Genomic DNA, 20,578 nt, shown 5'->3' on the forward strand with positions numbered 1-20,578 from the left:
ACAGGAAATTTAAAAGGGTGCTTAAGATTCCACCTCGACAAAATCTTTCCGGTATTTGTCATAGTGTGCCAAGTCACATTCCAATTTCATGCGTGTACCTTCTTCTTCGTAGCTTGTAGAGATAACATGGGCATGCTCGTTAAAGTAGGAAACAAGCCGTCCTTGATCGTATGGAATTATGATCTCACGAGTAACATAATTGTTGAAAATTTTACCCCGTACGAGTTCCACAAGCTCGGTTACACCGCTTTTTTCTTTAACAGACATATAGACGCTATTGTCAGTTACTTCGGGATAAGGGTGGTCGGTCATATCGCATTTATTGTAGACGTAAACGGTAGGAATACCATCTGCACCAAGCTCTTTCAACGTTTCATTCGTGACAGCAACTAGCTGCCCGTAATCTTCATGGGCATAATCGACGATATGAAGTAATAGATCCGCTTCAGTAACTTCCTCAAGTGTCGAACGGAATGCCTTAATTAAGTGATGGGGAAGCTTGCTGACAAAGCCGACTGTATCTGTGAGCAGGAAAGACTTATTGTCAGGCATGTCGATGCTTCGTACTGATGTTTCCAATGTGGCGAACAACATATCTTTTGCAAATACTTGTTTAGTTGTATCTGGGTCGAACGTCTCGAGAAGGGCATTCATTAAGCTAGACTTCCCTGTGTTCGTATAGCCGACTAGACATACAACAGGTATTTCATTTTTTTGGCGTTGTTTACGTTGGTTTTGGCGATTAGCAACGAGCTTCTCCAGTTCCGCTTGAAGAGCAGTTATACGCTCTTCAATACGTCTGCGATCCAGCTCAAGCTTCGTCTCACCAGAACCTTTGTTGCTAAGCCCAGCACCACCGCCGCCACCTTGGCGACCTAATGAAGCGCGAAGACCAACTAGACGAGGGAGAGTGTACTGGAGTCGAGCAACCTCGACTTGAAGCTGAGCTTCTCTTGTCTTCGCGCGTTCAGCGAATATGTCGAGTATAAGAATGGTGCGATCTTTCACGACGCATTGAAGTTCTTTCTCCAAATTACGAATTTGCGAAGGGGAAAGTTCATTGTTAAAAATAACTGTTTCTGTTTCATGAGCATCAAGAAGAGCACGTAGCTCAACAATTTTTCCTGTGCCAATATAATGGGTAGGGTTGATTCGGTCCGATTTCTGAGTCAACTCGTCAACGACATCGATATAGCATGCTGCTGCCAAATTGCGCAGTTCAAGCATTGAGTATTCAAAGTCGTTGTCCCTTTGTAGCTGTACTCCGACAATAATAGCTTTTTGAATGTTTTGTTCAGTCATATTTATCATCCTCCATAGGTTAATCAAATAAATTAAAAAAACACAGGCAAGGAGGCCTGTGTCTCTAATACGCAAGAGGATATCAGTTTAGCAAACAGGAAATAAAAACAATATCCTGTTAGTTATTGGTCTGCTATAGTATAAGGAAAGTTCACACTGCATATACTGCTGCGGCACGTATAAGGAATACGCTCCTAACAACAGCAACGATTAACAACGGAACTATTTCGCTAGAAATGACTATAGACGGTTACAGATGGTTGTAGAGAGACCAATCCTGAGTCCTCTGCGCACAGGCAGAGCTTCGGCGCTATTCAATTAGCTGCGCAACGATCTAACTCGGATATAATCAATCACATCGTAACCCTCCAATCCTAGGAATGACAACAGTGTAGCACAATTGGTTATCGGTGGCAACTTGAGCGCAAGTAATATTTTAACAATTGAAATGAGATGCAATTGACGAAACTAATGTAAGGTGGTTAATAAAACTTCAATCTCTTTAAGTTAAAGGGATTTCAACTTGTTATTTAAAACGACTTCATTCTCGCTGAGGCTTTGGCAATGGTACTTTGCACGGATTGCTCATAGCTGTATATACTACGTTTCTGTACAAGGATTTCATTTTGATAAAGTACTAGTCGCATAAGCGAACTAAGAGCGGCTGTTGCATCACCTTTTTTGACTGCATTTGTTAGCACCTTCGTTTCAGTTGTTACCCGCTTGTTTGTACTACTGATCGTACTTTTGGAAGCTTTAGTCTTAGCAGCGGTTGCCACGACAGTCTCAAGTATATCTCGGATTTGTTTCATCTTCATGGAAGCTGTTTTTTTAACCTCCTTTAATGTAGCCTCCTTCACACGAATGTCCCCTTTCGCACTCTGTACGGCAATTTTAGTTATCTCAACTTGAGCGTTAAAAAAAGTCGTAAGGCTCTTATTCCTCGCTGCCTTCGCTATTCGTAATTGTGTTTTTTGGGTTTCGTAAAGATCGAATAAAGGCTGGTACTTCTTCTTCGCATTGTTAACTTCGGCAGTTGCTGCAGTAATGCGAGTAGAATCAATTTCAGTTATCTTCTTGCGAATGGCTTTTTCCTCTGCTTCATTGTTGTAGTGGAGCGTAACAATTTTCACATCCCAATCTATAGCCTCCTGCTGCAGCTTCTGAAACTCAGCATACCTTGATGTTAACGCAATTGAAGTAGTAGAATCCGTTCCTTTTATGATTTTTTCGAAAGCAGTTTTTGCAGTAACGGTGAACTCGAATGGTGCTGCCAGTATGGAGCTGACGCCTCCGAATATCAGAAATAATGAAATACCAACAATGAGCACATAACGAGAAATACGCATACTAAAGCCTCCTTGGATTTTGGCTACAAGACATAGAAAAGCACCCGTAAGAAAAACGCAAAGCGTCTTTCCTTACGGGTGCTTCCATCGTAAGCCGAATTCTATTTTCCAATACTATAATGCAATAATAATGGATGGTCAACCCTGTTTATGTTTAACGTCAGTTCTATAAGAAATTTGAGCAACGTACTCCTCTGGAGTTTTACCGATAATAGATTTGAAATCCTTAATGAAATGGGATTGATCGTAATAACCAAGCTCTAGACTTAACTCTGTCCAGTCTGTCGTCAAGCCTTTATCTAACGTTTCGGCAGCATTCTGAAGCCGATAGAGTTGAATGACCCATTTTGGACTTATTCCTACGTATTGGTTGAACAATCTCTGAAGTTTCCTGCTGTTTAGATCGAATATTGTGCATAGCTGATCCACTTTAGTAACTTCTTTATGCGCTGTAATATAATCAATTACCTCATTAATCAAAATAACGTTTTCATCAGGACCAGGTAATCGATAGGTTAATAATTGCTCGACTAACAGAATAAGAGGTTTAGACTTTTCGTAGGAAATAAAGGCATCGTACAACTTATTATTGTCATGAGGAAATATGGATTTAATCGTAAGAGACTGATCGGTAAGCTCTGATAAAGGCTTTTGAAAGAAGGGATAGAAGCCGCCGGGTTTAAATTTCACTCCAAACACGCTACCTTTTCCAATGAGTTCTTTCGTATATTTGGAGCTTGCAACACCATATATGCCGCTGCGATGCTCTTCAATAATAAGATTGACGCATGGATTTGGTACGACATCTTGATAGTGGGGAGGTTGATCGTTTAGATCCCAACTGGCGAGCCAGTAATGTTTAATGAAAGGTACTAGTAACGAAGAAGGTGCATATCTACTTAATTGAAACTGTTTCTCGGCTTGTCCCATGTGCAAAATACCCATACTTGCTTGTTTCGTCTGAAGTGGATTAATAATAATCGCTCCAATCGCAATGTCGCATTTTTACAATACAGGAACACGTGTCTTATATAGTCTTATATTAGCAGTCGCTTTAGGAGGGCGCAATTGAAATTCATAGATGGCAAAGGAGAGATATGGGATGAGCTTTATCTTTAAAATGTATATCGGCGCTGAGCCAAGCGAAATTTGGGAAGCACTGACCAAGCCAGAGGGCACACGAAAAATTTATTATGGTTGTGTGATTCAATCTGAGTTTGTTGATGGAAGCTCCTTCGCTTACGTTGGTCCGGGAAATGATGGGGCAGAGACAGTACATTTGTACGGAGATTTTGTGACAGTTGAAAAAAATAAATCGATGGTATTTATAGAGCATCCAGGTCCATCTTATTATGAAAATCATAATGAACTGACTTCACATATTTCTATTACATTGGAAGTGGTCGGAGCTTGTACGAAGCTAACGCTTGTACACGACCGGTTTACAGCAAATCACCCATCGTATGAGAAGACACCAGAGAACTGGTGGATCATACTTAGCAATCTGAAATCTTACGTAGAAACGGGTAATACACTTGATTTTGGATGGTAGTAGGGGGGTAGCAGGATGTGAACCTATTCTTTATACTAGTATAAAAAAGGATAGGTGACTGTACAGCATGAGCTACAAAATCGTATTTTTTGATATTGACGGCACTTTAGTAAATGAAGAGAAGGAAATTCCAAACGATACGCTACAAGCTATTCGTGAGTTGAAAGAGAATGGTATAGAGCCAGTTATTGCTACAGGAAGAGCACCTTATTTTATCAAGCCATTAGCAGAGCAACTAGGTATTGAATCCTATGTGTGCTTAAACGGCGGTTATGTCGTGTATAAAGGTCAATTGCTTTACAAGCGAGTAATGGATAAGAGTAGTCTGGAAGCTTTAGTAGGACTAGCTGGTGAACATAATCATGGGCTCGTATTTGAAGGAGAGCATAACTACTTTAGAGATAAAGATGATCATCCTAACATTACCGAAGCTGTTCTTTCTTTAAAGGTGGATTTCCCGGATTACAACCCAAACTTCTGGCAAACGGATGAAATTTTCCAAGTGTTTCTCCATTGTGAAAGCCATGAGGAGCATTTATACGAAACGATTAAATCACATTTTACACTGATTCGTTGGCATGCGAAGGCGATGGATGTATTGCCGCTTGGGGGTTCCAAAGCACAAGGCATTGAAGCAATGTTGAAGAAGTTGGAGTATTCGGCAGAAGATGCTGTCGCATTTGGCGATGGGCTTAACGATAAGGAAATGCTGGAGTATGTAGGGTTTGGCGTTGCAATGGGCAATTCCCATCCTGAATTACTACCGTATGCTAATTACGTAACGACGCATGTGGACGAAAAAGGGATTCGTAACGGCTTAATAAAAGCAGGATTGTTACAGGGTTAACCCCTATAATTAATTTCAATAATGAAAGATAAACTCACCAAACGAGGACTGCACACGTACAATAACCTAATCAATTCAATTGGCTTGGGGGAAATAACGTGATCGTAATCTCAGATGGGAGTTCCGCCCAAATTCCACCTCGGATGCTGACGGATCTGGAGAAGAAAATTTTGCGCCAGAAACAAAGCAGTCCTGTAATGTATCAGTATCCATCGGTGGATGCTCTAATCTTTGAACTAAAGATGAGAACGCATATCGTGGAAGCTGCTAAGGCGTTGTATGCTAGCGGGGTGAGCTTCGGTACATTCAGCAACTCTAGATGTAATGAGAAGTATTGGATTCGTACGCCAGATGGAGGCTTTTTGCTAAGACCAGGAGTCCCACCCTCTGTAGCCGTTAACGATATATTCGAAAACGGTCATCTGTACGCATTTGAATGTGCTGGAGCTATCATCATTATGTTATACAAGGCTGTGCTAGATACAATTGGTGATGCGGCATTTAATACTTATTTCCAAAATTTATTTCTTAGAGATTGGCAGCACGACAGAGATTTGCAACTCATTACGACACATGATCTGTATGAAACATATCCTGGTGATGTGATGTATTTCAAAAATCCGGATCATAATCCCGAAACGCCGGAATGGCAAGGTGAAAATGTTATTAAGTTGGACGATAATTTATTTTTTGGTCACGGCATAGGCATTGGATCAGGGCAAGAAATTATAGGACACCTTAATCGTGCGAGAGTGCCGGGCAGTACAGTGTCGGCATATTTGCAGGATTTGGTACTGAAGCCGAATTTCGAAGTTGTGCGTAGATTGTCGATGCGCTATGAAGAACAGTTAGCGTGAGGGAATAAAGGCTGAGTGCGGCTATCCGCGGCTCAGCCTTTTTGCTTGCAAATTAACGCTATTTAATAAAAGTTGTGCATCTAATTAAGGATCATAATTTCATACTGTTGGAACTAGCGTTTACATTTGAATATTTAATAAATAGTTCCATTTTACTATACATTTTTGATAGTGAGATGCGATTGAATAATAGGTTAATATATAAGTAATAAGAATTATTTACCAATATATTCTGGCATGTTATACTCATAACCGAAGGTATCTTTTAGGAATAGATTAGAATTTCGATCGGAAAAACCCATTTTTTGAAGGAGGAACTTTTTATGATTTTACAGACAGCAGCACAGCAGAAATCACTGCTACCACGAAAGTTGTTTATCGCATTCGGCACATTTGCATTCGTACTACTACTATCTATTTTGTTATCTGAAAGCGCCTCTGCGCATGGATACATGGAGTCACCGGCCAGCCGAGCTTATATGTGTAAGGACAAGTTAAATACAGGGTGTGGAGCTATAATATATGAACCACAAAGCTTAGAAGCTGAAGGCAATTTTCCTGAATCGGGACCGGCAGACGGTCAAATTGCTGGCGCTGGCGGTTTTAAAGAGTTGAATGAACAAACAAAAGACCGTTGGAAAAAGGTTACTTTGAACGGCGGCAAAAACACATTTACTTGGAAGTTAACCGCTAATCACGTTTCCGAGAGCTGGAAATATTATATTACTAAAAAAGATTGGGACCCTAACAAGCCGCTTACACGCGATGCTTTGGAAGCTAAACCATTCTGTACGATTGATTACAAAGGTGCAAAACCACCAATGAACGTTTCGCATGATTGCGACGTTCCTACTGACCGCAGTGGCTACCACCTAATATTGGGCGTGTGGGAAATTGCAGACACTATCAATGCTTTCTATAACGTTGTTGATGTTAATCTCGTTAACGATGGTTCTGTTCCACAGCCGGAGCCGAAGCCAGAACCTCAGCCACAGCCACCGACAGCACCAAGCAAGCTTGTCTCTACGCTTCAAACTGTCAAATCAATTGTAATAAGCTGGCTGCCATCAACATCGGAAATCAGCATTAAGCAATATGATGTGTATCGGGATGGTGTTTTGTGCGGATCAACTACACACAGTACTTTTACAGATGACAAGCTTCAAGGAGATAAAGCTTATACCTATACAATCAAAGCAATTGACCAAAATGGTCTTGCATCTTCCTTCTCTTCGCCTTTAGTAGTTAGGACTTTAAAAGAAGAGCAGCCTGGTGGTGGCAACAACGGTGGAGGAAGCACGTTGCCTCTATGGGATGCCAAAACTGTCTATGTACAAGGAAACAAGGTGCAATATAACGGTCTTGAGTATGTGGCTCAATATTGGACTCAAAACAATACACCTGACAACTCGAATGCTTGGAAACTAACAAGTAAAGTAGTTGTTGATTGGTCAAGCACTAAGGCTTACGTTGGCGGCGATCAAGTGAAATATAACGGAGTAGAGTACGTAGCTAAATGGTGGACAATGGGCGATAAGCCAGATGGATCCGACGTTTGGAAAAAAGCAGATAAATAAGTTGTTTTAAATACAATTAAAGTTTAATTTTGTTCCAATAAAAAGGGGTTCTCCTTAAGTAGATTAACTACTTTGAAGGAGAACCCCTTTTTACGTTATTCTACTTTTACTGGCTCTTCAAATGTCATACCTTTTGTATCGACTGTTACTTTTTTCATCGAAATAGGTGTTTTTGGCAAATCTTGTTCGTCACGCTCTTGGCTAACAACTTCATCGACATGTTCCATACCTTCAATGACTGTGCCGAATGAGGCATATTCGTTATCTAGAAAATCAGAGTCAGCAACCATGATGAAAAATTGTGATCCAGCTGAATTGGGATCGGTAGCACGCGCCATAGAAATAACGCCTCTTGTATGCTTCAAATTATTTTTGAAGTTGTTGGAAGTGAACTCGCCAGCGATGGTATAACCTGGTCCGCCCATACCAGTGCCCTCAGGATCGCCGCCTTGGATCATAAAGCCTGGCATGACACGATGGAAAATCAGACCGTCATAGTAACCTTTATTCACAAGCGTAACAAAATTATTAACGGTATTAGGAGCAACTTCTGGATAAAGCTCAACCTTAATGATCTTGTCATTGCTTAGTTCAATTGTAACAACAGGATGTTTCTCAGGTCCGAGCAGCTCAAGCTTGTCCGACTCTGCTGGTGTTTCAGTCGGTGTTGCAGTTGGTGAAGGTGAAGGTGACGTTGAAGGTTCTACTGTAGCGGTGTTCCCGCCAGATCCTTGAGTAGTGCCTTTAGCCTGATCAACCCCGCAGCCAGCTACGATTAGCGCAAATACAGTTAGCAACAACATTACCGTGCTTAGTTTTAGCTTTGATTTGATTGCTTGCATCGTTAAGAAATTCCCCCTTATTAAGTATCCAAAATTTATAGTATCACAATTTTCGTTCTAAAATCTAATTCTAACGCCCGACTCCCATCGACACTATCCTGCTGCAGGCCTAATCGCTCGTTTTTGCCATAATCGATATGCACCTAGAGAGAGAGCGATAAATATGCCATAAACGACAATCGTTATCGGCAAGTTCTGCGGGGAGCTCATAATGTTGTCGCCTACGACTACAAAGAGCAGCATAGCAGGTATTTTACCTATGGATGAAGCAATCGCATAAGTGATAAAGGATACCCTGCTCAAAGAAGCATACACATTAATGATTATAGAGGGTATAAACGGCAGCATTCGGGCAAATAAAATAGCTAAAAAGGCATTTTGCTCGAACATAACGGTAACTTTATTAATACTTTTACCCCGAGAAAGTACCCGTTGTCCCCACTCCTGATAGCCGTACCTCACAAAAAGAAACATAAGAATGGAAGCGATGGACGAACCGGACCAAGTGACAGCAGCACCAAGCACGGGTCCTAGTGCAGCACCTATGACACCACCGACGAGGGGATAAGGAATGATCGGAAACAGTGCCATAATAGAAGCCATTGAAACGATTAGTAGAATGTTGTTAGTTTGCTGGAACCAATTAAGAATGTTGTCGCCAAAAATATAAATAAGAAAAGCAATGAGCGCATAAATAGCAGCTATCATTAGTTTCTTGATCATATGGTATGCCCCCGATCTCTACTGAAATTTATTATAGCATGACAACTCTGATAAATATTTTCGTTTCTCTTGACCTTCTCGTTACGGCAACGTTTATGGTGTTAGTGGGACATTAAATCGTGGAGGTTGATATCAAGATGCCAAATCATGAAGAGATTTATAGAAGAGAAGCAGATCAATACGATGAACTAATTGCTAGACAATCAAGCATGTTGCAATATGTGTCCGAGATCCGTGCTTTGGAAGGGTTAGATGTTATAGACCTTGGTGCGGGAACAGGTCGTTTGACGACGGTAATTGCTCCGAATGTGAAGTCAATTACAGCTATTGATGCATCATCAGCAATGTTAAAGCTGACAAGTGATCGATTGCGTGAGGCAGGTCTTACTAATTGGAGCGTGCTTGCTGGTGATCATCGGCAGCTTCCGCTTGAAGATAATTGTGCGGATATGATCGTGTCGGGATGGAGTATTTGTTATGTATGTTCATCGATGCATGAAGATTGGAGGAGTAATCTTGAACGTGTTATTGGAGAACTCAAGAGGGTCCTAAAGGGTGGAGGGACAGCGATTATCTTTGAGACGATGGGAACAGGTTATGAAACACCTCATCCACCGGATTTTCTGACCTCATACTATGCGGAGCTTAGCAATGTATATGGGTTTAATCACAAATGGATACGAACAGACTACAACTTTGTAAATGTAGAGCAGGCGGAACGATTGACGACATTCTTTTTTGGTGATGAGCTGGGTGATCGAGTTGCACGAGAACAAATCACACATTTACCGGAATGTGCAGGAATTTGGTGGAGGACCTTTGACTAATAATAATTATCTTGTATCAATATACAGATGGACAGAACGTTGAAGTAATAAAAATAGCCACTGGCGATGTGAAGTGTCGCCGGCGGCTATTACCTTGTATATACGGTTGACTTCCCTCGCTTTAAGCATTGGCAGTTAGTCAATTCCATTACTGATGTGACGGGTCTTTACTTGAGAGCTTATTAATTTTGTTCATCAACATGTGCATCTGTTCTACGAGGAGCGCACCTTCCTCAGGTGTTGCATTTAATTGGCAGAATAGCTTTTCTGGAATATCCAAAGCCTTCTCACGAAGTGACTTTCCTTGCTCAGTAAGTGCAACGAGAACGTTTCGTTCATCATTTTTGTCGCGAGTACGAGTGACATAGCCAGCATGCTCAAGCTTCTTGAGAAGAGGCGTGAGTGTGCCGGAATCGAGATATAATTTCGAACCTAGCGCGCTAACTGTAACTTCATCTTGTTCCCAAAGTGCCAGCATCGTAACATATTGCGTATATGTCAGTCCAAGATCGAGCAGAAGAGGGCGATAAAGCTTCGTAATTTCGCGTGAGCTGGCATAAATGGCAAAGCATATTTGGTTGTCTAACTTTAAAATGTCATCGGGCATTAGTTCGGCCTCCATAACGAATGCGCGAAGCTGCCCGCAATCGTACGTATCTATTTCATAGGATTCAATTAAATTGCAACAAATATAATGTATAAGAAAATTTACTTATTTGTCAATACTACGGAAGCTGTATACCAATGCCAAGCTCAGTTCCTCTGCGAGCAAACCATGCCGCAATGGCTATATCGAAGATAGCCATTCCCATCGGGCAAAATAGGATAGTTTCTCTCTCGTCGTATTGCCTAAGAGCTCCATGGCAGACAACATCGCTTAGTGAACTTGTCTCTGCAGCTTGTAGTCCATTTTCAAGGTGAAGAAGCTCAATATCAGTATTTTCTCGGCATACTTCAGACCAATTGTCGACGACAATTGCTTTTACTCCTTTGATCGCATCAAGCTGATAGTCTCGAAGCGACACATCAAGCAAAAATGAGCCGGGCGAGGGAGTATTATTAATATATCGCTCAGGACTTACTGTACACGTAATGATTATGTTGCATGCAGAATAAAGCTCTTCCCAACTGCTAGCGATAGTTAGCCGCTCGCGATACATATCGTTAGGTACTGCTTCGGTAGCAATCGTTCGTACATCATAGATATAGAAAGATTCGATGAGATCACCAAACATGTTTTTACACATTTCATAATGAAACTGACCGATCGGACCCCAGCCGATAATACCTACTCGAAGCGGGCCGGAAGCAGTAGAACGGCTTTCTAAGAAATGACGCAGCATCAAGCCGCTAACGGAAGCCGTTCTTACAGCGCTCACTAAAGCTGTGTTCAATATAGCACTGGGTACACCTGTGTCAGCATCATTTAAGACTGTAACACTATGTGCTCTGGGCAGATTCAGTCGGTAATTGTCCGGAAAACTTGCGATCCACTTTAAGCCTGCTGCGTGTATTGTGCCGCCGATATAGGCAGGCATCGCAATAATGCGATTGATTGGATCGTTATAGCGTAAATAAGGCTTTAGCGGCTGTGAATAATGATCTCCATTCATAATGTGAACGGCTGCTTCGAGCTGGTCGACCAGTTCAGGCCATTCGAAGCCGATTGAGCGAAGTTGCTCCTCACCGATATAAAGCAAGTCAAAAGCTCCTTTCTAGTGGAGAAATGTCACGAAATTGCTCATTAACCCATTCATCATTGAACACGGTATCCATATAGCGTTCGCCTCGATCATGGACGATAACAATACAAGTCGACTGATCGGGAATATTCGCAATGATCGACTGCAACGCGGCAATAACAGCACCTGTAGAAGGTCCTGCAAGAATAGATTCTTGGGCTGCCAGCTCCCTGCATGCAACAACCATATCTCTGTCAGTTACGTTAATGGCATAGTCCATAAACTGATTTTGCCCAAAGGGAGGAATGATTCCTGCACCAAGTCCAGGGAACCTTCTTGATCCCTTTTCGCCGCCAAAAATAACGCTCCCTACTGCATCAACTGCCACAACTTTGGTAGTAAGATTGTTGTCATGAATATACCGGGAACAGCCGAACATCGTTCCACAAGTACTTACCCCGCCAACGATATAATCGATATGTCCAAGCGTTTCAATAATTTCGGGAATCGTACCTTCGTAATGGGCCATGTAATTATGTTCATTGCCGTATTGATTAGGCCAGAAGCTATTGGGCAAACTTTCCGTTAATTGACGGACTCGTTCCAATCGCGCGGGTAGGAATTCACCTGTGACGGGATCAGGGGAGTCCACGTAAGAAACTTCAGCTCCATAAGTCTTCATAATCGAAATATTTTGAGCAGCAGTTCGCGGGTCAATAACGCTAATAAATTTCATACCCCAATAGGAGCAAATAGCAGCTAAACTTATTGCCATGTTTCCGGAACTCGATTCTATAATGACCGACCCTCGGTTAATTCTGCCTTGCTCATATGCCTTTTGTATAATGCGAAGTGCAGGGCGGTCCTTGGCACTGCCGGTTGGATTCATCATTTCCAACTTGCCGTATACCTTTATCCCGCGTGAATTGGCAAACAGCTTTGATAATAGAACGAGAGGGGTATGGCCGATTTGCGTGAGCCAACCTTCATTCATGGGACGCAGCCCCTTTCATTGGTACAGCTTCTTCGATTTTACCGTTCCGCTCGGAAGCTGCTCGCGTTTGCCAACAGCAATGACTTCGATGCCTTGCAGCAGTCGATTCCGAATCATTTGTCCAATATCGTCAATCTGCCCTTCGACCTCAAGCTTAATAATGGAAATGACTTTGTTGGTTAGTTGGTCACTCTTTATAAAAAGTTTGAGTTTGTTATCTTGCACCATTACGCGCAGCAAAGCATCGTTCAGATGACGATTGACCACTTGTTCGATGTCGTAGAGGCTTATCTTTTCTCCATGTTTGAGCTCTGGACCAATTCGTTTTGTAATACAAGTAAATCCTTGCCTTTGCTTGCCATTAATTTCGATCGTTCGGAAATCTCTGACTACGTCATAAGTAACGTAACGAATAACCGGAAACAGACTGCGTGAGAATGAGGTTAGAATGAGCACCCCTTCGTTATGCTGTAACGTCTGGAATTCTTCGCTAATATCCTCCGCCCGCAACACTTCTCCAATTAAGTCATCCGCTAATATATAAAGACCGAACTCATGGGAAAATGCCGCAATTGCACCAACCTCTATAGAACCGTAAGTGTCGAGAATATCACGAGTAGTGATTTGGAACCTTGCAGCCATGTTGGCTTGCCAATCTGCAGTAGCAAGCTCACCGACAAGAATAATCTTCTGCAAGCCAAAATTTTCATTAGGAGGAACAGCATCCGCAATTGCTTCTAATATCGATGGCATCGTATAAAGAAGGTCTGGTTTGAAGGAACGAAGCTTTGCAATATGATCCTCAATAGGTGAGGTGAAAGGGATCGCTTCTCCTTGAAAGCCGAGCTGCTCGAATATAGTGAGCGCAGTACTCGCTGCGTGACCGGTACCCATATCTGCCAAAGCTCGTGAGACGGTGCTCTTTTCGCCAAGCCATTCCTTATAACTCGTTTTCTTAGCTTCTATATAACGGTCATCATCGTCTTGGGAATAATAAATGGCTTTACGTATGCCTGATGATGTACCAGAGGTGCGGAATATGGACAGTCCTGGCTCTTGTCTAGGTGGCTGCGAATAGTAAAGTTGATCTAATAATGGGGCTGTCATGAGAGGCAACTGCTCTGCGGCAAGCGACTGCTCCTCGTGAATAGCTGATAGAACAGTGCCCCTTTGCTGAAGTAGCTCTCTGTACCACGGGTGAAGTTGTTCAATAATACGAAGCTGATGAAGCAGTCGTGTTGTGTACACCTAATAGCAGACCTCCTATGAGGATAAGTTTGTTTGAACCTATTTCTCCAATAATAAATCATATGTGTTTGCGGATAGTTGGTTCAGCTATGACGACAGCGGCCTAAAGCGAAATGACTATTTTTTCGTATAGTAGTAGTAGAGCGAGAATAGTAGAGATACAAGTCTAGAATAGTGGCAGGTGGAGGACCAGATAGCGTCAGCATGACGCCGCGATAGAAGGGAGTTCAGATGCGGACAATGCCTAAACTTAAGGTGAGTGCAAGCAAAAGTGTATATCGGACAACTGACAAGTGGGCGAAGACGAATTATTTACTAGGGCATGAGGAATTACGAAATTATATCCCATTAACGAAGAGATTTAACCGCAACAATTTATTGAAAATGCTGCAAGATTATTCAATGGTCTATGTAAAACCAACATTCGGCTCGATGGGCCGTGGTGTTATGAAGGTGGAGAAAACGTCTGCTGGAACCTATTCATATCAACTTTTGGGTAGAAAGCGGACTTTTCGGACCTTTGATGGACTATATCTTTCCATTAAAAAAGATACTCTAGGCAAAGGTTATATCGTGCAGAGAGGCATTCATCTATTAACTTATGATGATAGACCATATGATCTTCGTTTAGTTGTGCAGCAAACCCCGTCAAAGCGATGGGAGGCGACAGGCACAGTGGCTAGAATTGCTTACCCAGGGAAAATCGTAACAAACGGTAGTCAAGGCGGAACGATTTTACCTGCAACTCAAGTGTTGCAACCTTACGCTTCCCAAAGCAGGATGGATCAATTGCTTTCAGACTTAAATCGAATTGGTGTCGATACGATGAAACGACTTCATCGCTACTATCCGAGCCTAAAAGAAATTGGATTAGATATTGCGATAGATAGAGAACTGCACCCATGGATACTAGAGGTAAATACGAGGCCAGATCATTGTCCATTCGCCATATTGCAGGATCAATCGATGATTAGACGTATTGTATATTACGGTCGTAGATATGGACGATCATATAAGCTTAATTGTAATAAAGCAAAATCGACACTGTAGTAGAAAAATAGCCTCCAAACCATTCATAGGCTTGGAGGCTATTTTTATTTTTTGGTTGCAATGGAGAAGATGACTGTTTTATTTTTGGTGTCTACCAAAATATTTACGGTATCAGTACCTATCAACGTATGTTGGGTAGTTACTGCTTCGCCTTTTTCTACTTTAACGCACACATTGTCGAATAACTCTTTAAATGCGATGGCGTTGTAGCCGAATAAACTATTCGCAAATTGTTCCACCACTTCTTTGTTCCGAGCTAGTGAACCGTCACGTAGGCGCATGGTGATGCCATACGTGTTGTATTGTGGATCGAGCCATATTGCAGCTTCTTCGTTGATATTCGTTGAACCTAATGGACGATTATAGACGCTATCTTTTTCTGTTTTATCCTTGTATAGGCGCAGTGTCGTATCGTATAAGTCATGGTTGGTTCCACGCAGTTGACTCACTTGGAGAAGTGTTTCATAAGCATCCCACATCCGTTTGTCAGGGAAAACAATAACTTTGGTGCCACCGCCGGCAGTAGGTACAATTCTCTCCAGCTTGTCCGGCGACACTTTCACGACGATCCGTTTGGATTTGTTCGTCAATCTTTCTAATAACACGAGTGCTTGAGCACGAGTTACCTTTTGTCCAACTCCAAAAAATCCATTCGGAAAACCTTCCATAATACCTTTCACAAGCGATTCAGCGATGAACCGTTGTTCACGATCGGTTGCTCCATTGATGTCTCCGTACGCTTGGGCCATCTTCTGACCAAATTGACTATCTTCCAAAAACTCTGTTTCTTGAAGAGTGTAATAAATGACTTCTGCTACGTTTTCACGATTCATGTCAGCCTGAAAATCAGCATAGCGACTTTTATTCAGGAAGTGCAGATCACTTGCAATATCGATAAATTCCTTAGCCCAATAACCTACTGTGCTGGGGGTAAAGGTGAAATACCGGTAATCTTGCTTCAAAATGGCCTGGTTCTCTTGACTTAGAGAATTTAAAAATGCAGCATTCCAGCTGCGCGAGCCATTTTTGTGAAGGTCAGTGTACGAAAGAACTAACATTTTTACAAATTGATCAACTTTAATTGTAGCATCTGGTTTAAAAGTCCCATCTGGGTAGCCCTCAAGTATGCCTCGACTAACCATTTCATTGATTGTTTTCTCAGCCCAATGACCTTTTGTATCTGTGAATGCGGATGCTGAGGCTGCAACCGTTGCTTGATCGTATGCTATTGGGGTAGTAAATGTTGCCCATAACAACATAATTCCAAGTACTAGTAGAGATAGACGTTTCATTGATGTAAATCCTCCTAAATCGATATATTCCGACATATTATAGATAACCATATAAATTCGTTATTTAGAATGGGCTGAATGGTACAACCTTGAAAGCGCTATTAGTCCTGACTTTCCAGAAACTGATAGCCCTTTCAGCTTATCGGAGAAATTCATCTAGTCTATATTTCATATAGAAATTAGTAATAAATGACTTTTTAGTGTGAAGATAAGGCGGGGAAAACGAGATTAAAGTCGAAAAATACCTCAATTGAGGTACATCATACACATACCGTCAAGCGGAGGATTGCAACAATAATAGTGTAAATAGCGTATGTTTTGTAAATGGAGGTTGAGAGAAATGAACCAACAATTAAAGTATTTTCTAATTACTCTAGTAAGCGTGTTAATTATTGGTATTGGAATGATAATGGTAATAAACGAGATTTCAAAATTAGAAATAGTAAGAGCCTTGGGTAGTTTCAAGGTTGAGATTCATAATGAATCGGATCACGATCTAACTTTTGTTGAAATAGGAACTGTAACAAGCGCTTCTCGGGAAAAAGAAAACGAAGGAAATTCCAAAGATGTGTTTAAAAAAGAGATACGAAGCGGAGAAAAACGAACGATTAAGCCAAACCTCAGCATAACTGGTGAAGGTGGCATTTACTTAACATATATTGATTCGAAAGGTAATACGGCTTCAGCGTCAGTATGCTCGTATACGGAAAGCATATCTGGATATTCAACAGCTATCATCACAAATGACGAAATTAAAGTTGAAGAGAACTGCTCTTAATATATATTTCTACTTAGTGATGTAGTTTAGCGGTCACTTGCCTACAATTTGCTCAAGAAGGCGGAGATAGACCAAAAAACAGAAAGGGCAGTACAGGGATAACCTCCCTAGCACAGCCCTTTCTGATTGTTGCCTATTTTTCATAAAGCGAGCTGTATCCTCAAGTAAGCGAACTTACTTTTGAGGCAGACTCATCAATATTCAAATGCAGTTAGTACTTAATCCAAAACCGCACTAATATGAGCTTTTGTAATGGACCAGTGAGAAGCAGTCCACACTTTTGCGCCTTTATCAATGTAGATGATTTGTGGAGATTCATGTTTAACGCCTGTATTCTCAGCAATTTGATTGGAAATAGGACGCGATTCGATTACCTTTACAAATAAATAATCGATGTCTTCGCGAGGTGTACTCTTCAAATAATTGTTAAACTCGTCATGTGCGTTGGCGCTCACTGGACAAGTTGTGCTGTGTTTGAACACGACGATCGGACGTGTGCTCGATTGTTCTAAAGCACTGTTCCATTCATCGATCGATGTGATTTCTCTATAAGTCATACGTTGATCTCTCCTTTAATAATTATGTATGTACTGATCTGCGTTATACTTTATTATATCGTTAATTGGAGTGACAAGTCATCCCGCCATCTGCAGCTGAATTAAAAAGGTGATTGGTGAGGGTTGATCTTGTGCGATGAACGTGATAATATGAATCCACGGACGAAATGACCGAATTAGTATTTTGGTCATAACGCATAACGAGCAGTTGTTAATGGGGAGGTGCACAAATGGCCATTGATCGACGACAGCAAATTTTAGAAGCGGCAGCTAAGTCATTTTCGATGTTTGGTTATAAGGCGACAACGATGGACCAAGTTGCCAAAATTGCGAATGTCGGTAAAGGGACGATATACACCTTTTTTACGAACAAAGAAGAGCTGTTTCAAGAAATAATGAATCAATTGAGTTTGGAAATGAAACGTATTGCGGAGAAAGCAATCGACCCGAACAGAATGTTTTTTGACAATTTGAATGCAGCACTTGAGCTATTGCTCGACTTCCGCGAAGAACATGAATTAGCCTTGAAATTGTCGCAAGAGGTACGGGAAATTGGTACACCGATGGCGATTGAAGGACTTTACCAATTGGAGAAGGCGGTTATTGGTTATATCGCTTGGCAAGTAAAGGGTGCAGTAGAAAAGGGCGAGATTAAGCAATGTGAGCCAGAAATGACCGCATTCGTCATGCTTAAGCTGTATACGGCGCTTACTGTTGAATGGAAAAAAACGAACGAGCCGCTGGAGAAATCGAAAGTAGCGGAACGATTGAGATTTTATTTGGAACAAGGATTGGCTCCTGTGTGAGCGGGATGCCTTTTTTTATAACCAAAATTGACCAAAATACTATAATGGTCAATTGGTATTAAGCAGATTTAAAGGAGTGAGGATATTGAAATTAAGAGGTATTCAGCAATTTGGCAGAGAACTGGCCGCAATTGCTCGCAATAAAAAGGTGTTAATTCCAGTTATTGCAGTTTTGACTGTTCCCGTCATGTATGCGGCTATGTTTCTTGGAGCATTTTGGGATCCGTATCAAAGGCTTGCGGACTTGCCAGTAGCAGTCATTAATTCCGATGAAGGAATCCAATATGAAGGCGAATCGATGCATATCGGAAAAGATTTTGAGGAAAAGCTAAAAGAAAATCAGACATTCAAGTGGGACTTCATAAGTAAGGAAGAAGCTCTTCAAGGTATGAAAGATAATAAATACTATATGGCTATAGAAATCCCAAAGGACTTTTCGGAGAAGACAACATCACTAACTTCCGATAAACCGGAGCAAGCACAGCTCGTATATTTACCGAATGAAAGCTATAACTTCCTTGCATCTCAAATAGGTAATACAGCAGTTGAGCAGATGAAAGGTATGTTGAACAAGGAAGTAACAGAAGCTTACACAAGGACAGTATTCGATAAGCTTGAGGATGCTGCGGACGGTATTGTAAAGGCTAGTGACGGAGCAAACAAACTTGCGGATGGAACAACAAAAGCGAAGGATGGCGCTCAGTTGCTTGAGCAAAATCTGACTAAATTAGCTAGTGGTACTGTTTCTCTTCAAGAGGGTTCATCTAAGCTAAATGACGCTGGAGGCAAGCTAGCAGAAGGCAGCTCGAAGTTAAAAGATGGTGCTACTGAATTAGCTAGCGGAATGGGATTGCTTGCTGGAGCTACTGATCAGCTTGCCAATGGGGCAACAAGTGCACAGGGTGCATCTAAACAAATTGCAGGTGGACTAGAAGCTTCGGCTAAAGGTACAGCGGAGTTAGAAAATGGTGCGAAGACGTTGGCAGCAGGATTAGAGCAACTTGCAGCGAGCGATCCGAGCTTGACTGATAATGAGAGTTTCCAATCGTTAGTTGCAGCAAGTAAGCAATTAGCGAGCGGTTTAGGTCAATCATCTGCCGGTCAGAAGGAATTAAGTGCAGGAGCAGCTAGTCTTATGAAGGGGCTAAGCGATCTTTCTACTGGTGCAGCAACTTTGGATGAGAAGTTGGCTGGAGCAAAAGGCGGAGCTGAGACATTGTCGTCAGGACTTGTCGAACTGAATAGCGGCGCTAGTGAGCTTGCAGCTGGTATTTCGAAGTTGGACTCATCGGTAAGTGAGCTAACGACAGGAACTAAGAAGCTTGAGGATGGAGCTACACAAATCACTTCGGGATTGCTTGAACTAGATGGAGGCTCACATGAGCTGTCTCAGAAGTTAGGGGATGCTTCTAAGCAAACATCAGATTTGTCGATGTCCGATGAGATGGTAAATATGTTCGCTGATCCGATTAATCTAAACGTGGATCGAGTAACTGAAGTACCGAACTACGGTACAGGATTTGCACCATATTTCTTGTCATTAGGTTTGTATGTAGGTGCTCTTTTAATAACAATTGTGTATTCGGTTCGTGAGCCCGCAATTCGTCCAATAAACGGTTGGAGCTGGTTCTGGAGCAAGTCATTGACGCTAATGCTGGTTGGTACAATACAGGCATTGATTGCGGATGCGGTATTGATTTTCTTGCTTAAACTTGATGTGCAAAATATGCCACTCTTTATTATGTTCTCAATTTTGACAAGCATAACGTTTATGATGTTGATTCAGTTCTTCGTAACAACATTAGGTAACCCAGGTCGATTTGTAGCGATTGTGATATTGATTCTACAACTTACAAGCTCTGCAGGTACGTTCCCGCTGGAACTAACGCCAAGTTGGTTACAGCATGTAACACCATGGTTGCCGATGACTTACTCTGTTGCTGGACTTAAAGATGTCATTTCCAGCGGAGATATCAGCAATATGTGGAGTCACGCAGGCGTTCTTGCAGCATTCGGATTGTTGTTCGCTATCATGACGTTGATTTACTTCATTACTAGTCACCGTCGTGAAAGTCAATCTGATTCAAGTCGCGAAGTAACGGCTGTATAATTATAAAAAAGGAATGTATAATGAAGAGCGCTTAAACAGCGCTCTTTATTTCTGTTTTAGAGCAGATACAACAGAATATATTTCTTCTCGATCTTCAGTGTGATAAACTAACGCTTTATGTTTATATATGAGTATAGTTGGATGCTGTTGGATATTGAATATTTCACTGCAAATGTAGGGCATCC

20 protein-coding genes are annotated in these 20,578 nt (G+C 41.7%); 9 read left to right on the forward strand and 11 right to left on the reverse strand.

What is annotated here, in order from left to right; genetic code table 11:
* Positions 1–21: 21 nt before the first annotated feature.
* The 3 genes from hflX to MFF31_RS11715 form a co-directional block, all read right to left on the reverse strand.
* On the reverse strand, positions 22–1,302 hold the full coding sequence (hflX, locus tag MFF31_RS11705) for a GTPase HflX (RefSeq protein WP_238188158.1): 1,281 nt from the start codon (positions 1,300–1,302) through the stop codon (positions 22–24).
* A 530-nt stretch (positions 1,303–1,832) separates the two neighbouring features.
* Entirely contained in the window at positions 1,833–2,651 is an 819-nt protein-coding gene (locus MFF31_RS11710) for a hypothetical protein (RefSeq protein ID WP_238188159.1), read from the reverse strand.
* Positions 2,652–2,789: 138 nt separating this feature from the next.
* Complete coding sequence (locus MFF31_RS11715) at positions 2,790–3,596, reverse strand: helix-turn-helix domain-containing protein (RefSeq protein ID WP_248565467.1); 807 nt, start codon at positions 3,594–3,596, stop codon at positions 2,790–2,792.
* 157 nt (positions 3,597–3,753) lie between these two features.
* Between MFF31_RS11715 and MFF31_RS11720 the strand changes: the two genes are divergently transcribed.
* The 4 genes from MFF31_RS11720 to MFF31_RS11735 all read left to right on the forward strand — a co-directional run bounded on the left by MFF31_RS11720 (position 3,754) and on the right by MFF31_RS11735 (position 7,484).
* Positions 3,754–4,203, forward strand: a complete 450-nt coding sequence (locus MFF31_RS11720; protein WP_238188161.1) for an SRPBCC domain-containing protein — start codon at positions 3,754–3,756, stop codon at positions 4,201–4,203.
* A gap of 67 nt (positions 4,204–4,270) precedes the next feature.
* Positions 4,271–5,050 carry a Cof-type HAD-IIB family hydrolase gene (locus MFF31_RS11725; RefSeq protein ID WP_238188162.1) on the forward strand — a complete coding sequence of 260 codons (780 nt, stop codon included), beginning with the start codon at positions 4,271–4,273 and terminating at the stop codon, positions 5,048–5,050.
* 98 nt (positions 5,051–5,148) lie between these two features.
* Positions 5,149–5,907, forward strand: a complete 759-nt coding sequence (locus tag MFF31_RS11730) for a protein-glutamine gamma-glutamyltransferase (protein ID WP_238188163.1) — start codon at positions 5,149–5,151, stop codon at positions 5,905–5,907.
* Positions 5,908–6,230: 323 nt separating this feature from the next.
* Positions 6,231–7,484: a lytic polysaccharide monooxygenase gene (locus tag MFF31_RS11735; RefSeq protein ID WP_238188164.1), complete on the forward strand. Its 1,254-nt coding sequence runs from the start codon at positions 6,231–6,233 to the stop codon at positions 7,482–7,484.
* Positions 7,485–7,579: 95 nt separating this feature from the next.
* Here MFF31_RS11735 and MFF31_RS11740 read toward each other — a convergent pair whose 3' ends face one another.
* Complete coding sequence (locus MFF31_RS11740; protein WP_238188165.1) at positions 7,580–8,326, reverse strand: peptidylprolyl isomerase; 747 nt, start codon at positions 8,324–8,326, stop codon at positions 7,580–7,582.
* A 93-nt stretch (positions 8,327–8,419) separates the two neighbouring features.
* Complete coding sequence (locus MFF31_RS11745) at positions 8,420–9,049, reverse strand: TVP38/TMEM64 family protein (protein WP_238188166.1); 630 nt, start codon at positions 9,047–9,049, stop codon at positions 8,420–8,422.
* A gap of 137 nt (positions 9,050–9,186) precedes the next feature.
* Here MFF31_RS11745 and MFF31_RS11750 point away from each other — a divergent pair, with 137 nt between their 5' ends.
* Positions 9,187–9,876, forward strand: coding sequence for a class I SAM-dependent methyltransferase (locus MFF31_RS11750; RefSeq protein WP_238188167.1), 690 nt, complete (start codon positions 9,187–9,189; stop codon positions 9,874–9,876).
* A gap of 148 nt (positions 9,877–10,024) precedes the next feature.
* Here the strand turns inward: MFF31_RS11750 and MFF31_RS11755 are convergent, their stop codons facing one another.
* From MFF31_RS11755 to MFF31_RS11770, 4 genes are all read right to left on the reverse strand, one after another.
* Positions 10,025–10,483, reverse strand: coding sequence for a MarR family winged helix-turn-helix transcriptional regulator (locus tag MFF31_RS11755; RefSeq protein WP_238188168.1), 459 nt, complete (start codon positions 10,481–10,483; stop codon positions 10,025–10,027).
* A gap of 118 nt (positions 10,484–10,601) precedes the next feature.
* A complete protein-coding gene (locus tag MFF31_RS11760) occupies positions 10,602–11,576 on the reverse strand; it encodes a 2,3-diaminopropionate biosynthesis protein SbnB (RefSeq protein ID WP_238188169.1) in 975 nt (324 codons plus the stop codon).
* A gap of 1 nt (position 11,577) precedes the next feature.
* On the reverse strand, positions 11,578–12,552 hold the full coding sequence (gene sbnA, locus MFF31_RS11765) for a 2,3-diaminopropionate biosynthesis protein SbnA (protein WP_238188170.1): 975 nt from the start codon (positions 12,550–12,552) through the stop codon (positions 11,578–11,580).
* Between the two features lie 15 nt (positions 12,553–12,567).
* On the reverse strand, positions 12,568–13,800 hold the full coding sequence (locus tag MFF31_RS11770; protein WP_238188171.1) for a phenylacetate--CoA ligase family protein: 1,233 nt from the start codon (positions 13,798–13,800) through the stop codon (positions 12,568–12,570).
* Between the two features lie 231 nt (positions 13,801–14,031).
* On the opposite strand from MFF31_RS11770, the gene MFF31_RS11775 reads away from it, so the two are divergent.
* On the forward strand, positions 14,032–14,850 hold the full coding sequence (locus MFF31_RS11775) for a YheC/YheD family protein (RefSeq protein WP_238188172.1): 819 nt from the start codon (positions 14,032–14,034) through the stop codon (positions 14,848–14,850).
* A 44-nt stretch (positions 14,851–14,894) separates the two neighbouring features.
* Here the strand turns inward: MFF31_RS11775 and MFF31_RS11780 are convergent, their stop codons facing one another.
* Positions 14,895–16,142 (reverse strand): S-layer homology domain-containing protein, encoded by a 1,248-nt coding sequence (locus MFF31_RS11780; RefSeq protein WP_238188173.1) that lies wholly within the window; start codon positions 16,140–16,142, stop codon positions 14,895–14,897.
* A gap of 340 nt (positions 16,143–16,482) precedes the next feature.
* Between MFF31_RS11780 and MFF31_RS11785 the strand changes: the two genes are divergently transcribed.
* Entirely contained in the window at positions 16,483–16,920 is a 438-nt protein-coding gene (locus MFF31_RS11785; RefSeq protein ID WP_238188174.1) for a hypothetical protein, read from the forward strand.
* Between the two features lie 218 nt (positions 16,921–17,138).
* Here the strand turns inward: MFF31_RS11785 and ytxJ are convergent, their stop codons facing one another.
* Positions 17,139–17,477, reverse strand: coding sequence for a bacillithiol system redox-active protein YtxJ (gene ytxJ / locus MFF31_RS11790; RefSeq protein ID WP_238188175.1), 339 nt, complete (start codon positions 17,475–17,477; stop codon positions 17,139–17,141).
* A 230-nt stretch (positions 17,478–17,707) separates the two neighbouring features.
* On the opposite strand from ytxJ, the gene MFF31_RS11795 reads away from it, so the two are divergent.
* Together MFF31_RS11795 and MFF31_RS11800 are read left to right on the forward strand one after the other, a co-directional pair.
* Positions 17,708–18,283, forward strand: coding sequence for a TetR/AcrR family transcriptional regulator (locus MFF31_RS11795; RefSeq protein WP_238188176.1), 576 nt, complete (start codon positions 17,708–17,710; stop codon positions 18,281–18,283).
* Positions 18,284–18,368: 85 nt separating this feature from the next.
* Positions 18,369–20,393 (forward strand): YhgE/Pip domain-containing protein, encoded by a 2,025-nt coding sequence (locus tag MFF31_RS11800; RefSeq protein WP_238188177.1) that lies wholly within the window; start codon positions 18,369–18,371, stop codon positions 20,391–20,393.
* Positions 20,394–20,578: the final 185 nt, after the last annotated feature.

The organism is Paenibacillus sp. L3-i20 (assembly GCF_022180385.2).
In the GTDB taxonomy this organism is placed as follows: Bacteria; Bacillota; Bacilli; order Paenibacillales; family Paenibacillaceae; genus Pristimantibacillus.